Origin of the sequence: Actinoplanes sp. CA-131856 (assembly GCF_050956135.1) — a bacterium.
GTDB lineage: Bacteria > Actinomycetota > Actinomycetes > Mycobacteriales > Micromonosporaceae > Actinoplanes.
On sequence record NZ_CP191849.1, the window covers coordinates 4,824,333 to 4,839,986 of the forward strand.

At 72.2% G+C, this 15,654-nt stretch carries 10 protein-coding genes; 6 read left to right on the forward strand and 4 right to left on the reverse strand.

Annotation, left to right across the window (positions count from 1 at the left end; genetic code table 11):
• Positions 1-100 precede the first annotated feature (100 nt).
• From ACQP2X_RS22305 to ACQP2X_RS22315, 3 genes are all read left to right on the forward strand, one after another.
• Positions 101-811, forward strand: coding sequence for a TetR/AcrR family transcriptional regulator (locus tag ACQP2X_RS22305; RefSeq protein ID WP_498699895.1), 711 nt, complete (start codon positions 101-103; stop codon positions 809-811).
• A 73-nt stretch (positions 812-884) separates the two neighbouring features.
• Entirely contained in the window at positions 885-1,322 is a 438-nt protein-coding gene (locus ACQP2X_RS22310; RefSeq protein ID WP_498699896.1) for a CBS domain-containing protein, read from the forward strand.
• Positions 1,323-1,388: 66 nt separating this feature from the next.
• On the forward strand, positions 1,389-3,752 hold the full coding sequence (locus ACQP2X_RS22315; RefSeq protein WP_498699897.1) for an ATP-binding cassette domain-containing protein: 2,364 nt from the start codon (positions 1,389-1,391) through the stop codon (positions 3,750-3,752).
• Here the strand turns inward: ACQP2X_RS22315 and ACQP2X_RS22320 are convergent.
• Together ACQP2X_RS22320 and ACQP2X_RS22325 are read right to left on the reverse strand one after the other, a co-directional pair.
• A complete protein-coding gene (locus tag ACQP2X_RS22320; protein WP_498699898.1) occupies positions 3,729-4,340 on the reverse strand; it encodes a glutamate-cysteine ligase family protein in 612 nt (203 codons plus the stop codon). The genes ACQP2X_RS22315 and ACQP2X_RS22320 overlap by 24 nt on opposite strands.
• A gap of 24 nt (positions 4,341-4,364) precedes the next feature.
• On the reverse strand, positions 4,365-4,952 hold the full coding sequence (locus ACQP2X_RS22325; protein ID WP_498699899.1) for a hypothetical protein: 588 nt from the start codon (positions 4,950-4,952) through the stop codon (positions 4,365-4,367).
• 181 nt (positions 4,953-5,133) lie between these two features.
• Here ACQP2X_RS22325 and rph point away from each other — a divergent pair, with 181 nt between their 5' ends.
• Entirely contained in the window at positions 5,134-7,620 is a 2,487-nt protein-coding gene (rph, locus tag ACQP2X_RS22330) for a rifamycin-inactivating phosphotransferase (RefSeq protein WP_498699903.1), read from the forward strand.
• Here rph and ACQP2X_RS22335 read toward each other — a convergent pair.
• Positions 7,610-9,214, reverse strand: a complete 1,605-nt coding sequence (locus ACQP2X_RS22335) for a methyl-accepting chemotaxis protein (protein ID WP_498699905.1) — start codon at positions 9,212-9,214, stop codon at positions 7,610-7,612. The genes rph and ACQP2X_RS22335 overlap by 11 nt on opposite strands.
• A gap of 82 nt (positions 9,215-9,296) precedes the next feature.
• On the opposite strand from ACQP2X_RS22335, the gene ACQP2X_RS22340 reads away from it, so the two are divergent.
• Both ACQP2X_RS22340 and ACQP2X_RS22345 read left to right on the forward strand, forming a co-directional pair.
• Positions 9,297-14,219: a diguanylate cyclase gene (locus tag ACQP2X_RS22340; RefSeq protein ID WP_498699908.1), complete on the forward strand. Its 4,923-nt coding sequence runs from the start codon at positions 9,297-9,299 to the stop codon at positions 14,217-14,219.
• A gap of 24 nt (positions 14,220-14,243) precedes the next feature.
• Complete coding sequence (locus tag ACQP2X_RS22345) at positions 14,244-14,999, forward strand: class I SAM-dependent methyltransferase (RefSeq protein WP_498699910.1); 756 nt, start codon at positions 14,244-14,246, stop codon at positions 14,997-14,999.
• Here the strand turns inward: ACQP2X_RS22345 and ACQP2X_RS22350 are convergent.
• Complete coding sequence (locus ACQP2X_RS22350; protein WP_498699911.1) at positions 14,978-15,595, reverse strand: TetR/AcrR family transcriptional regulator; 618 nt, start codon at positions 15,593-15,595, stop codon at positions 14,978-14,980. The two genes, ACQP2X_RS22345 and ACQP2X_RS22350, sit on opposite strands and share 22 nt — an antisense overlap.
• Between the last annotated feature and the right edge of the window lie 59 nt (positions 15,596-15,654).

The window sequence follows — 15,654 nt, forward strand, 5'->3', positions numbered from 1 at the left end:
CGGGTCAAGTTTCGCAAGAACGGGGTGATGGCGAGGCTTGCTGAGTACTTAGTAGGTACAAGGTAGCCGTATGATCTTCGGGGAGCAAGAGGGGGAGAGCATGAGTCAGCCTTTCCGGCGCGACCGGGCGCGCCTGCCCGCCGCCGAGCGCCGCAAGCAGATCGTCGAGGTCACCAGCCGGCTGATCGCCGAGTACGGCTTCTGGGGCCTGTCGATGCAGGACGTGGCCGACGGCTGCGGCCTGACCGTGCCCGGACTGCTGCATCACGTCGGCTCCAAGGAGGGCTTGCTCATCGCCGTGCTGGAGGAGCGCGACCAATCCGATATGTCGGAAATGTCCCGCGAGGGGCGAGAGGGCGAGGGGCAACGCGAGGGCGAGGGGCAGCGCGAGGGCGAGGGGCAACGCGAGGGCGAGGGGCGGCGCGAGGGCGAGGGGCAGCGCGAGGGCGAGGGGCAGCGCGAGGGCGAGGGGCAGCGCGAGGGCGAAGGGAAGGCTCAAGAGCTGAAAACCCTTTGCGCGAGGCTCGTACGGCGTAACGCCCGTCAACCGGAGATCGTCAGACTCTTCGCCGTGCTCGACGCCGAGTCGCTCGCCCCCGATCACCCGGCGCACGACTATTTCCGTACGAGGGAGAGAAACGCCATCGAGTCGTTCACCGCGCTCGCCGGCGGCGACGAGGCCCTGGCCCGGCAGGTCGTGGCGATGATGGACGGCCTGCAGATCCAATGGCTGCGCTGGCCCGGCAAAGTCGATCTCGTGACGGCGTGGGACGAGGCGGCCGAGCGGCTCTTCACCAAACAGGACTCTTGACATCACGTCGTGAATAACGGCATCTAGGCGTAAGCCCCAGCGACAACGACGACGTGATCCAGGGGAGACGACGATGCGTATCAGCGACATTCTCCGAGTCAAGGGCGACCGCGTGGTGACGGTGGCCCCCGGAACCGACGTGACCGAGCTGCTCACCGTCCTCGCCGAACACAAGATCGGCGCCGCCATCGTGTCCCCGGACGGCCGGGCCGTCGAGGGCATCGTCAGCGAGCGCGACGTGGTGCGGGCGCTCGCCGCGCGCGGCGCCGCCGTCCTGACCGAGCCGGTGGCGGCGATCGCGACCACACAGGTACGCTCGGTGACCCGAACCGCCCTGCTGGAGGACGTCGAGCGGTTGATGACCGAGCGGCGCTTCCGGCACGTGCCGGTGATCGAGGACGGCGCGCTGCACGGCGTCGTCAGCATCGGCGACGTCGTGAAGTTCCGGATCGACGAGCTCGAGACGGAGCGGAGCAGCCTCGCCGAATACATCACCGGTGAGCGCACCTGATCAGTTATCGAGAAGCGCGGAGCCCCCGGCCGCCACTACCGTGACGCCCATGGAGACGGAGATCCGATGAGCCCCGCGCGGCACGAAGCCGACAGCCACGACCTGATCCGCGTGACCGGAGCGCGCGTCAACAACCTCAGGGACGTCAGCACCGAGCTGCCCAAGCGGCGGCTGACCGTGTTCACCGGCGTCTCCGGATCCGGCAAGAGCTCGCTGGTGTTCGGCACCATCGCCGCCGAGTCGCGGCGGTTGATCAACGAGACGTACAGCTCCTTCATCCAGGGTTTCATGCCGTCGCAGGCGCGTCCCGACGTCGACGTGCTCGACGGCCTGACCACCGCGATCATCGTCGACCAGGAACGGCTGGGTGCCGACCCGCGCTCCACGGTCGGCACGGCCACCGACGCCAACGCCATGCTGCGCATCCTGTTCAGCCGGCTCGGGAAGCCGTACGTCGGGTCGCCCCAGGCCTTTTCCTTCAACGTCGCCTCGATCTCCGGCGGCGGGGCGGTCACGTTCGAAAAGGGTGGCCAGACGGTCAAGGAGCGGCGCACCTTCAGCATCACGGGCGGCATGTGCCCGCGCTGCGAGGGCCGCGGTGCGGTCAACGACATCGATCTGACGGCGCTGTACGACGACGAGAAGTCCCTCAACGAGGGCGCCATCACGATCCCCGGCTACACCATGGAGGGCTGGTACGGCCGCATCTTCCGCGGCGTCGGCTACTTCGACCCCGACAAGCCGATCAAGAAGTACACCAAGAAGGAACTGGCCGACCTGCTCCACAAGGAGCCGACCAAGGTCAAGATCGAGGGCATCAATCTGACGTACGCCGGATTGATCCCCTCGATCCAGAAATCCTTCCTCTCCAAGGATGTCGACGCCCTCCAGCCGCACATCCGCGCCTTCGTCGAGCGGGCCGTGACGTTCACGACCTGCCCCGAGTGCGGCGGCAGCCGGCTCAGCGAGGCCGCCCGCTCCTCGAAGATCAAGGGCGTGAGCATCGCCGACGCCTGCGCCATGCAGATCAGCGACCTCGCCGAGTGGGTGCGCGGCCTCGACGAGCCGTCGGTCGCCCCGCTGCTCGACAAGCTCGGCCACACCCTCGACTCGTTCGTCGGCATCGGCCTGGGTTACCTGTCGCTCGAGCGCCCCTCGGGCACGCTGTCCGGCGGCGAGGCCCAGCGCACCAAGATGATCCGCCATCTGGGTTCGAGCCTGACCGACGTGACGTACGTCTTCGACGAGCCCACGATCGGCCTGCATCCGCACGACATCCAGCGCATGAACGAGCTGCTGATCCAGTTGCGCGACAAGGGCAACACGGTGCTCGTGGTCGAGCACAAGCCCGAGACGATCGCGATCGCCGACCACGTGGTCGACCTCGGCCCGCGCGCCGGCTCGGAGGGTGGCGAGATCGTCTTCGAGGGCACGGTGGCCGGGCTGCGCAAGTCGGGCACGCTGACCGGCCGCCACCTGGACGACCGGTCGTCGCTCAAGGAGTCGGTGCGCGTCTCGAAGGAGTCGCTGCCGGTGCGCGGCGCCGGCCTGCACAACCTCCAGGACGTCGACGTCGACATTCCGCTCGGGGTGCTGGTGGTCGTGACCGGTGTGGCCGGCTCGGGCAAGAGCTCGCTCATCCACGGGTCGGTGTCGCCGCGGGAGGGCGTGGTCTCGATCGACCAGGGTGCGATCCGCGGCTCGCGGCGGAGCAACCCGGCGACGTACACCGGGCTGCTGGAACCGATCCGCAAAGCCTTCGCCAAGGTGAACGGCGTCAAGCCGGCGTTGTTCAGCGCCAACAGCGAGGGCGCCTGCCCGAACTGCAAGGGCAACGGCGTCGTCTACACCGACCTGGGCGTGATGGACACGGTGGCCACGCCGTGCGAGGTGTGCGAGGGCAAGCGGTTCGAGGCGTCGGTGCTCGACTACAAGCTCGGCGGCCGCGACATCAGCGAGGTGCTGGCGATGTCGGTGGGCGAGGCCGAGCGGTTCTTCGCCGAGGGTGAGGCGCGCATCCCGGCGGCCCACAAGATCCTGGAACGGCTGGTGGACGTCGGTCTCGGCTATCTCAAGGTGGGGCAGCCGCTGACCACGCTGTCGGGCGGTGAGAGGCAGAGGCTGAAGCTCGCCACGCACATGGGCGAGAAGGGCGACATCTACATCCTGGACGAGCCGACGACGGGCCTGCATCTGGCCGACGTGGAACAGTTGCTGGGTCTGCTCGACCGCCTGGTCGACGCGGGCAAGTCGGTGATCGTGGTCGAGCATCACCAGGCCGTCATGGCCCACGCCGACTGGATCATCGACCTGGGTCCGGGAGCGGGCCACGACGGCGGCCGGATCGTCTTCGAGGGCACTCCGGAGGAACTGGTGAAGGCCCGGGCGACGCTGACGGGCCAGCACCTAGCCGACTACGTGGGCGCCTAGCACGTCGTCGGCCGGGCAACGCCCGCGCATCACATAGCGGTCGGTGAAATCGGCGACGGCGTCGCGAAGGTCACGGTCGACACCATGACGGGCCAGGGCGCCGTACGCCTCGACGAAGCACTCCCGCGCGGCCGCGGCCAGCACGGGATCGGTGAGCGCGTCGCGCGCGGCGCGCTCCCACAGCCCCGGTTCGACGGCCAGGGTGGCGGTGGCCCGCTCGGCGGCGGCAGCGGCGCGAGGATCGTCGAGCAGCACACTGGTGACGGCGACGACGACCCGCCAGCCGTCCCCGGGCTGCCGGTCGGCGACGTCGATCTCGAGATGCCCGCGGGCGGCCACGGGCGGCCGCAGCGAGCCGACGTGCTCGGCCAGGTCGGAGAGGTGGGGCCGCTCACCGGAGCGGGCCCGCTCCCGGAAGGTGCGGCCGTCCCGCCCCGGCGCGTCGAGCACGAAACTGGCCCAGCCCCGCCGGGCGTCGGCTTCGGTGGGCAGCACGGGAAGATCGCGGTTCCGGGCTTGGCGCACGCTGCGCCAGCCGCTGGGCTCCCCGCCGAGCAGGGGAGAGTTGGCGAAGGCGGCGGCCAGCACCGGGGCGAGCGTGTGGGCGAGGGCCTAGCGCCGCTCGAGCCCGAGTGGCCCACCGGCGTCGAGCCCCGCTTCCAGCGCGACCCGGATCCCACCGGCCCCAGCGGGCGCTTCGCCGAGACGGGCCCGCAGGAGGCCTTCGCCATCGCGCGTTCCGGCGTCGCCGACCCGCGGGCGGGCTGCGCCGGCACGCGTCTGGCCATCGCCCCTTCCCGGGCGAGTTTCACCAGCGTGCGGGCGGCCTTCACCGGCGTGCGGGCGGGCTTCACCGGCGTGCGCGCGTGTCTCACCGGCGTGCGGGCGAGGGGATCCGCCGGGTGACTGCCGGGCGAGGGGTGCCGGGGCGGTCGGCCACGTGAAGCCGGCGGCGGAGGTCGCGGCCAGGTCGTCGGACATTCGCGCGAGGCAGGCGGCCAGGCCCGGCGAAGGCGGCCCGCTGACCACCGCGACCCGCGCCGAACGGGCGTCGAGGAAGCCATGGCGCAGCGGCACCCGGTGAGACGGCGCCGCCGCGACGGGCAGCTCCAGCGACGCGCCCACGAACCCCGGCGCCGCCGGATCGAAGGCGTGGGAGGCGATGAGCAGCTCGGCCGCCCGCTCCGTCAGGGTCGTCACGTGGCCTCACTGCCTCACTCGCGTCGGGAACCGAGCGAGCATAGCATTCCTATCTGCCAGATAGGCAATGCGGCAGTAGTGGGGCGCGAACTGGGCACGAAAAAAGGAGAGGCGCACCTCTCCCACTTCTAAGCTATAGCGGATGTGGGGGCTTGCCGCAAGACCCGGTGACCCGCGCAGAATGCGTGCCGTGGATGTCAAAGGGTGGGTTTCGGTGGACGGCTTCGTCGTGGATCTGGCTGGGCTCGATCGAGGGCGGGCCGGCGACGCCGGCGGCAAGGGCGCTCATCTCGGCGAGCTTCTGCGCATCGATGGTGTGCGGGTTCCCGACGGGTTCTGTGTGACCACCGCGGCCTTCGACGCGGTGGTGGCGCCGGAGATCCGGGAGCGGCCGGCGGGCGCCGACCTGCGGCATGTCGTCGAGACGGCCGCCGTGCCGGACGACCTGGTGGCGGCGATCTCCGCTCGGGTCGAGGACGGCGTGGCCTACGCGGTCCGGTCGAGTGCCACCTCCGAGGACTCGGTGGGTGCGTCCTTCGCGGGGCAGCACGACACGTACCTCAATGTCGTCGGGCTCGAAGCGGTTCTGGATCGGATCCGGCGGTGCTGGGGGTCGCTGTTCACCGAGCGGGCCGTCGCCTATCGGCTTCGGGGCGGGACCGATCACCGTGATGTCCGGATGGCCGTTGTGGTGCAGCGGATGGTTCAGCCCACGGCGGCCGGGATCATGTTCACCGCCGACCCGGTCACCGGGAATCGGCGGGTCGTCTCCATCGACGCCGGGTTCGGGCTGGGGGAAGCTCTCGTCTCGGGGCTGGTGCACGCCGATGTCTACAAGGTGCGCGACGGGGCTGTCGTCGGCAAGACCATCGGGGCCAAACGGCTCGCCATTCAGGCCCGGGCCGGCGGCGGGACCGTCGAGGAGGAGATCTTACCGGAGCGGCAGAAGGAGCCCGCCCTGACCGACGGCGAGATCGTGCGGCTGGCCGAACTGGGGCGGCGGATCGAGGCTCATTTCGGGCGGCCCCAGGACATCGAATGGTGCCTCGACGACGACGGATTCGCGATCGTGCAGAGCCGTCCCATCACCACGCTCTTCCCCGTTCCCCAGGCCGAGGACGACGACAACCGGGTGTACGTCTCCGTCGGCCACCAGCAGATGATGACCGAGGCGATGCGGCCGCTCGGGCTGTCCGTGTGGAAGCTGACCTCGCCGGGGAACATGGTCGACGCGGGTGGGCGGCTCTTCGTCGACGCCACCGCCCGGCTCGGGCCGGCGCTCGTGCAGGCCTTCGAACGCTCGGATCCGCTCATGGGCGGCGCCCTGCGGAGCATCTTCGAGCGCGGGTTCGTCACCGCCGCCCCTGACGAGAGCCCGCATGTCACCACCACCCCGCCGCAGCCGATCGAGGCCGATCCGGCGATCGTGGCCGAGCTCATCGCGCAGCGGGAGGCCTCACTGGCCGCGCTGAAGGACGCGATCCGCGACAAGACGGGTACGGAGCTTCTCGACTTCGTCATCGCCGACGTGAAGGGGATCCGGCAGATCCTGTTCGACCCGCGCAACATGCCGGCCATCATGGCCGGGATGGAGGCCACCTGGTGGCTCGACGAGCACTTCGAGAAGGGTGTGGCCGACACGCTCACGCTCGCCGCGCCCGGCAACGTGACCTCGGAGATGGGGCTGGCGCTGCTGGACGTCGCCGACGTCGTCCGCCTTCACCCGGAGGCGGTGGCTCTCCTGGAGGAGTCCCCGGGCGACCTCGACCGGCTGCCCGCTGCGGTCGGCGACGCGATTCGGGGCTATCTCGAGACGTACGGCATGCGCTGTGTCGGGGAGATCGACATCACCCGGCCGCGCTGGAGCGAGGACCCCGGCGCGATCGTGCCGATGATCCTCAGCAACGTCCGCAACGCGGAGCCCGGCGAGCATGAGCGGCGCGTCGAGGAGGGGCTGCGCAAGGCTCGCGAGAAGGAGCGGGAGGTGCTGAGCCGCCCCGGCGACCACGACCGGGCCAAGCGGATGATCGACCAGCTCCGCACCTTCGCCGGCTACCGCGAATATCCGAAGTATCACCTGGTCAGCCGCTACTTCGTCTACAAGCGGGCGCTGCTGGCCGAGGCCGGGCGCCTGGTCGCGGCGGGGGTGATCGCGCACCCGGACGACATCTACTTCCTGAGTCTCGAGGAGCTTTCCGAGGTCGTACGGGCTCAGCGGGCCGATCCCCACCTCATCGACGCGCGCCGCGGGGCCTTCGCGTCCTTCCGGTCGCTCACCGCGCCGCGCGTGCTCACCTCGGAGGGCGAGGCCGTCACCGGCTCCTACCGCACCGACGGGCTGCCGCCGGGCGCACTGGCCGGACTGCCCGTCTCGGCCGGCACGGTCGAGGGCCGGGCCCGCGTCGTGGCCGACATGGCCGGTGCCGGCTTCGAGCCCGGCGACATCCTCGTCACCGCGTACACCGACCCCAGCTGGACCCCGTCCTTCGTGCAGATCGCCGGACTGGTCACCGAGGTCGGCGGGCAGATGACGCACGGGGCGGTGATCGCCCGGGAGTACGGGCTGCCGGCCGTGGTCGGTGTCGAGAACGCCACCCGGCTGATCGAGGACGGACAGCGGATCCGGGTGCACGGCACCGACGGCTACGTCGAGGTCGTCACACCCTGAACCGGTCGACCGCCGACCGGAGCCGCTCGGCCAGGGTGTTGACCGCCCCGGCGGCCGAGGTCGCCTCGGCCACCGCGTCGCGCGAGGTGGCCGTGCTCTGCGCGACGCCGGAGATGCCGCGGGCGATGTCGTTGGCGCCGTCCGCGGCCTCGCTGACCCCGCGGTTCATCTCGGCCGTGGTGGCGCTCTGCTCCTCCACGGCCGAGGCGATCGTGGTCTGGTAGTCGCTGATCTGCTGGATGATCTGGCTGATGCCGTCGATCGCGGCCACCGCCTCGCCGGTGTCGGCCTGGATCGCGGTGATCCGCTGGGAGATCTCCTCGGTGGCCCGGGCGGTCTCCTGGGCCAGGTCCTTGACCTCCGAGGCGACCACGGCGAAACCCTTGCCGAGCTCGCCGGCCCGGGCCGCCTCGATGGTCGCGTTCAGGGCCAGCAGGTTGGTCTGGGCGGCGATGGCCTGGATGGTGCCGATGACGCTGCCGATCTCGGCCGACGAGTCGCCCAGGCGGTTGATGGTGGCGCTGGTGTCGCGGGCCGCGCTCACGGCCGAGGAGGCCACACCGGCCGCGTCGGCCGCGTTGCGGGAGATCTCCGAGATCGAGGCGCCCATCTGCTCGGCGCCGGCGGCCACCGTCTGCACGTTGCCGCTGACCCCGCCGGCCGTGCCGGCGACCATGTCGGCCTGCTCGTAGGCGCTCTGCACGGCCGTGTCGATCTGATTGCTCACCCGATAGAGGGTGTCGGCCGCGGCGGCCAGCTCACGGGCGTCGCTGCTGATGCCGGTGACCGTCTGCTTCACACCCTCGGCGGCGGCGTCGGCCGCGCGGGCCATGTCGCCCGCCTCGTCGGGGGACGGGTCGGCGACCCGTACGGAAAGGTCGCCCTGGGCCAGCGCGTGCAGCGCGCCCACCACCCTGCCCAGCGGCCCGGTCACGCTCCGCGTGACCATCAGGACCAGCAGGACGGCGGCGACGGCGGCCAGCACGAAGCCGATGATCATGGTGGTGCGGGCGCCGGACGCGTCGCTCTGCGCGTCGGTCGCGGTGGCCTCGGCCCGCGCGCTCACCGACTGCACGAGGCTGTCGGTGAGCTCGACGATCTTGAAGTAGATGTCGTAGCCGGCCCCGAGGATGATGTCGTTACCGGCCTTCACCTTGTTCGCGGCGAACGCGGCCACGACCTTGTCGTCGGCCTCGAAATAGGTGGTCCACTGCTCTTTGATCTGGTCGAAGGTGGCCCGCTCGGTGCTGGTCATCAGCTCGGTGGGCATCGACTCCAGGGCCGCGTTGATCTTCTCCTTGTCGGCCAGGAAGCCCGCGCGGTTGTCGGTCGTCGGCTTGACCGCGGTGGCGTAGCCGAGCCGGTACACGTCCCAGGCGTAGGCCAGCTGCCACCCGGAGATGTCGGCGTTGTAGAACTTCTGCTCGTCGACCTCGTGCACGAGGCGTTGCAGCTCGCGCATCTTCTCGGCCGAGTCGGACTGTTGGTGCAGGGCCACCACACCGATGACCACAACCACGCCCAGCAGCACCATCACCAGCGTGAAACACGCGGCGAGCCTGCTCCGCAACCGCAACCGGCGAACGAATGTCACGATCGTCCCTTCGGCACAGAACGAGATCGCCTGAGCGCGTCGTTTTCATCAAGTCGCGCCGACCGGGGCCGATGAGAACTTAGTGACGAACAGCGCCGTGGAGCTCTCCGGTCTCGAGATCCGCGACGAGCTCGGCCGGGGTGCCTTCACCACGGTCCACCGGGCGGTGCGGGGCGGCCGGGAGTACGCCGTGAAGCGCCCCGCGAAGACGGCGCCCGACATGATCGCCGGCTTCCGGCGCGAGGCGGCGCTGCTCGCCTGCATCGACGACCCGTCGGTGACCCGCGTGCACGCCGTGGGGCTGCTCGCCGGCGTACCGGCCCTGGTCCTGGAATATCTGCCCGGCGGCCCGCTGGCCGACCTGATCGCCACCGGCCCGCTGCCGGCCGAGCGCGCGGTGGAGATCGCCGCCCAGCTGGCCCGCGGCCTGGCCGCCGCCCACCGGGTCGGCCTGGTCCACCGCGACGTCAAGCCGGGCAACATCATCATGGTGCCCGGCAGCCCGGCCCGGCTGATCGATTTCGGCCTGGCCCAGCTGGGCGGCGAGGACGAGCCGGAGGATGTCGCGGTCGGCACCTTCCTGTACGCCTCGCCGGAGCAGTCCGGGATGCTCAAGCGGCCGGTGGACGGCCGCTCCGACCTCTACTCGCTGGGCGTCGTGCTCTTCGAATGCCTCACCGGCCGGCTGCCGTTCGAGGCCGGTGACGTGGGTGACCTGCTGCGCATGCACCTGGTGGCCCCGGTGCCCGACCTCGCGGTCACCGACGGTGTCCCGGCCGCGCTGGCCGCCGTCGTGTCCCGGCTGCTGGCCAAGGACCCCGACGACCGCTATCCGGACGCGTCCGCGCTCCTGGCCGACCTGCGCGCCTGCCCCGGCGGCGAGGCGGCCGGCAAGCCGGCGGCCGCGCGCTGGCCGCTGTGCGGCCGCGACGCCGAACGGCAGGCGCTGACCACCCGCTGGCAGCGGGCGCGCGACGGGCGCGGCGGGGTGGCCCTGATCCGTGGCGCCGCCGGATCGGGCCGCAGCCGCCTGGCCGACGAGGCCGCCGTGGCCGCGAACGGCTTCCCGGTGCTCCGGGGCGCGGGGCAGCGGGACGCCTCGACACCGCTGGCCGCCCTGCGCACGGCCGTCGACGGCTATCTCCAGGCGCTGCGGCGGCTGCCCGCGCCGGACCGGGCCACGGCCGAGGAGCACGTCCGGGCGGCCGCGAACGCCTCCGGGGCGGCGCTGCTGTCGCGGCTCTCGCCGCGCCTGGCCGAGCTGATCGGCGGGGCCGGCGGCGGCGAGGAGGCCGGCATCGCGGCCGTGGTGGCCTTTCTGGGGGACCTGTCCCGGCGCTGTGGCGGCCTGATGCTGGTGCTCGACGACGCTCAGTGGCTCGACCCGGGCACCCGCGAGGTGGTGGCCCGGCTCACCCCGGAACTGGCCGCGCTGCCGCTGCTGGTGGTGCTCACCGAACTCGACCGTCAGTTCACCGGGGCCGACCTCGTGCTCACCTGCTCGCCGCTGGCCCCGGAGGCGGTCGACGCGCTGGTCGCCTCCCGGCTGCCCGGCGCCGCGGTCACCTCGGAGCTGACCCGGCACGTGGCCGACCGCACGGGCGGATCGCCGATGGCCGTGGTCGCCTATCTGTGGCAGCTGATCGACGCCGGGTTGCTCAGCCCGCTGTGGGGCGTCTGGCGCCTGGACGAGGCGGGCGCGGCCGCGCTGCCGGCCGCCGACGACGTGCGGGCGCTGCTGGCGTCCCGGCTCGACGGCCTGCCCGGCGCCGACCGCGAGGTGCTGGAGGCGGCGGCGCTGTCCGGGCCCCGCTTCCGCACGGAGGCGCTGCCGGGCGACGCCGACCGGGTGGTGGCGGCGGTCGCGGCCGCCGTCGAGCGGCGCATCCTCGAGGTGGAGACCGGCGGCTGGTACAGCTTCATGCATCCGCTGCTGCGCGACGAGCTGCTGGACGACCGGCCCCGGGCCCAGCTGCATGCGGCTCTCGCCGAGAGGCTGGAGGAGCTGCCGGAGCATCTGAGGGACAACGACCATGTGTACGCCGTCGCGCGGCACCGCCGGGCCGCGGGCGACCTCGTGCCACTGGAGCAGCGGCGGGCCTGCGCGCTCGCGGCCGGGCTGCGGGCGCTCGACGACCACGCGGCCGGCGACGCGATCGCCTATCTCCAGTACGCGGCCGACGGCGACCCGCGGGTGCTGCATCCGCTGGCCGTGGCCTATCTGCGGGCGGGACGGTTCGCCGACGCGGGGGCGACCATCGACCGGGCGCTAGCCGCCGAGACCGACCGGGACGCCCGGGTCCGGCTGCTGATCACCGAGGTCGAGCTGCACCACACGGTGTGGGCCGACGACAAGGCGCTCGACGCCGCCGGGCGGGCGCTGGCCGAGCTCGGGCGGCCGCTGCCGCGGGTGGCCCCGGCGCTTGCTGTCGGCGCCGCGGGCGGGCTCGTCCGGCGTACGAGATGGGGTTTCGGAACCGCGAGAGGACGACGGCGGGAGGACCTCTCCCTCCTGGCCGCCACACTGGACGCGGGCGGCTTCGCGGCGGCGGTGGGGCTCCGGCTGCGCGAGGCGGGAATCCTGGCCATGCGGGCCGTGTACGCGGTGAACCGGCTCGGCGCCGGCGCCGAATATGTGCGCGTCTACGCGCTGCTGGGCTACGTCGCCCACGTGCTGCGGCTGTCCGGGACGGCCGAGCGGTGCCTGGACCGGGCGGCCCGGATGGCGCGCTCGCTCAACGATCCGGCGCTGCTGGCCTATGTGGATTGGCTGCGCGGATGCGGGCTGCTGTTCGGCGCCCGTGACGACGGCAGTGCCTGGCTGGCGACCATCGCGGCCAACCGCCGCTGGTACGGGCCGGCGCAGCTCCTGCCGGGACACGCCACCCTCGGCCTGCGGCTGATGCTGCGGGGTTACGTGCAGGAGGCGCGGGCCGAGTACGAGCGCGGGCTGGCCGTGCTGGCCGATCCGGCGACCGCCCGCGGCACGTCGTTCAGCATGCTCGGCGTGATGGTCCCGGCCATGGAGGGACGGCCCGGCGAGGCGGCCACGGCGCTGGCGGACCTGCGCTCGGTCACCTCGTACGCCCCGGTGCAGCGGGCCAACATCCTGGTCGCCGCGGCCTGCGCGGCGGTCGAGGAGGGCGAGTTCGGCCCGGCCTTCGACGCCATCATCGACGAATTCCGGTCGCTCGGCCTGCGCGACCGCGACCTGATGACCCAGCACAAGCTGATCTACGCCTTCCAGTCGCACGGCCGGATGGCCCAGCTGCGCCTCGATCCCGGCCCGGCGCGGCTGGAGGCGGCCCGGGCCGCGGTGGCCGACCTGAAGCGGGTCCGCAAGTTCTCGCCGATCCTCGAGTCGGGCTATCTCATCGGCGAGTCGGCGCTCGCGTTCTTCTCCGGCGACCACCACCGGGCCATCGAGTGGAGCGACAAGGCCGAGCGGGTCGCCCGTACGGCCGACGCGCCGCTCGTCCATTTCGAGGTCGCCCGCTTCCGGGCCCGGGCCTTCCGGGCCCTGGGCCAGACGAACGAGTCCGAGAGGCAGGCGCGGCTCGCGCTCAGCCTGGCCACGCAGTACGGCTGGGAGCAGCGGCGCCGGCAGGCCCGGGCCGAGTTCGGCGTGGAGCGGGGCGGAACGGCCCGGGTCACCGTGGTCGACCACCGGGCCGGCGGGCGCCGCCTCGAGGTGCTGCAACAGGTCGCGGCGGCGGCGGCCAACATCCTCGACCCGGTCGAGCTGGCCCGGGTCACCCTCGACGAGCTGCTGCGCATCCTGGGCGCCGAGCGGGCGCTGTTCTTCCTGCTCGACGAGCACGGGGAGCCGGTGCCGTACGCCGGGACGGTCTCCTCGCCGTACGCCTCCTCGCTGGTCCGCCGGGTCGCGGCCGACGGGGAAGCACTCGTGCTGACCGGCACCGAGGAAGGCGCGGCGCTGGGATCGCAGAGCGCCGTCCAGCATGGACTGCGCAGCGTCCTGGTGGTGCCGGTGCGCTTCAAGGGAACCACGCTGGGCGTCATCTACATGGACAGCCGGATGGCCCGGGGCGTGTTCACGTCGGACGACATCGAGGTGCTGACCGCGGTCAGCAGCCACCTGGCGGTGTCGCTGGAGACGGCCCGCTCGGCCCAGCTGCACCTGGCCGTCCAGACGGCCCGCCGCCAGCAGGCCTTCGCCGAGACCCTGCGGGCCTCGCTGGCCGAGCTGAGCGGCATCCACGACCCGTCCCAGCTGCTGCGGCGGCTGTTCACCACCCTGCACACCCAGACCGGCGCCACGGCGTCCCGCCTGATCGTCGCCGACGAGGTCATCGATGTGGCCGGCGACGGCTCCTGGGACACGACCGTTCCGGCGCCGGGCGAGCTCACGGTGCCGCTGGAATGCCGGACCGGGCAGGTCGGCATCGTGCTGCTGGGCGGCGCGGGTTTCGACGACTCGGCCGTCCAGCTGGCGTCGGCGCTGGCCACGCAGGGCATGACCGCGTACGACAACGCCTGGCTGTTCAGCCGGGTGCAGGAGCTCGCGACGACCGACGAGCTGACCGGGCAGCACAACCGGCGGCACTTCTACGCGCTGGCCGGCACGCTCGTCGACGCGGCCTCCCGGTCCGGTCGTCCGCTGGCCGCCGCGATGATCGACATCGACAAGTTCAAGAGCGTCAACGACACGTACGGGCATGGCGTGGGCGACGAGGTGATCCGCACCGTGGCCGCGCGGGTCCGCGAGAGCATCCGGGTCTCCGACGTGCTCGGCCGCTACGGCGGCGAGGAGTTCGGCGTGGTCCTGCCCGATCACGCCGACGCGCCCGGACTGGCCGAGCGCATGCGCCGCGCCGTCGCCGACACCCCGGTGCCCACCGCCGCCGGTCCGCTGCCGGTGACGATCAGCGTCGGGCTCACCCAGCTGGCCGCCGGCGAGTCGCTGGACCAGCTCCTGGCCCGGGCCGACCACGCCCTCTACCGGGCCAAGGACACCGGCCGCAACCGGGTCGTGGTGTCCTGACCGCCGCGGGCGCACGATACGTGGATGGCTCCTCCCAACGAACGGCAGATCGAGCGGTGGAACGGCGAGTCCGCCCGGCGATGGCTGGACTCGCGGGTGCGGCACGCGGCCGTACGCAAGCGGCTGTTGCCTCATCTTCATCGCGCGGCGGCGGTGCGGCCGGGCGAACGGGTGCTGGACGTCGGCTGCGGATGCGGGGAGACGACGGCGGTGCTGGCGGAGACGGCGGGCTCCGTCGTGGGCATCGACGTCTCCGGGCCGCTTCTGGCCGAGGCGCGCCGCGCCGGCCGGCCGAACGTGCGGTTCGTCCGCGGTGACGCGCAGGTCGAGCCGCTCGGCCCGTTCGACGTGGTCGTCAGCAGCTTCGGGGTGATGTTCTTCGACGATCCGGCGGCGGCGTTCCGCAACCTGCGGTCGACGGGCGGGCGGCTCGCGTTCCTGTGCTGGCAGGAGGCGCTGGACAACGAGGTCTTCGCGATCCCGTTGCGCCTGCTGGGCGCGGCGCCGGGCGGTGACCCGTTCGCCGACCCGGCGTGGATCGAGCGGCTCCTGACGTCGGCCGGCTATCGCGAGGTGCGCGTGGCGGAGCTGCGCGAACCGGCGCGGCTGGGTGACGACGCGCGCGACGTGGCGGCGTACTTCATGGACAGCACCCAGATCAGCGAGCTGGCCGCCGGCCGTCCCGGGGCGGAGGACGCGATCGCCGAGGCGTTCCGGCCGTGGGAACGCCCCGGCGGTGTGTGGGTGGAGGCGGCGGCCTACCTGGTGACGGCGTCCTGATCGGGGGTGCGGCGCCAGGGTGACAGGCAGCGCTCGACCAGGGCCAGCTGGCGGGCCGGGTCGACCAGCGGCGTGGCCATGACGGCGTGCACCTGCTGACCGACCGAGATGGACAGCAGCAGGTCGACGATGCCGTCGACCGGGGTGGCGGCGGTCAGATCGCCGTCGTCGACGGCCTCGCGCAGGTGGTCGCCGAGCCGGCCGCCCCAGAGCTCGCTCACGTCGCCCTCGGCCGCCGACAGCGTCTCGTTGGCGGCGAGCCGGCCCCAGAAACCGACGACGACCTGGGCCTCGTCCAGCGTCTCCTTCTCCAGAGGCAGTATTTCGCGCATCATCGCGTCGACGGCGGCCAGGCCGCGCAGGCCGGTGGAGGCGGCGGCTATCCGCTCGTCGGTGCGCTCGGAGACCCGCTTGTAGGCGGCGGCGGTGACGGCGTCGAAGCCGTCGAAGTAGTGCCAGAGGGCGCCGGTGCCCACGCCGAGCTCGGCCGCGATGGCCCGGCTGGTCGCGGCGGGCAGGCCCTTGCGGGCGACCACCGACAGGAACGCCTCGACGATCTCACTGCGGCGCTGGTCGTGGTCGACGATCTTGGGCAACGAACTTCTCTCCTCGCGTAGCGGCACGGTTGCCGATCGGGCCCGCATTCCCGAATCGG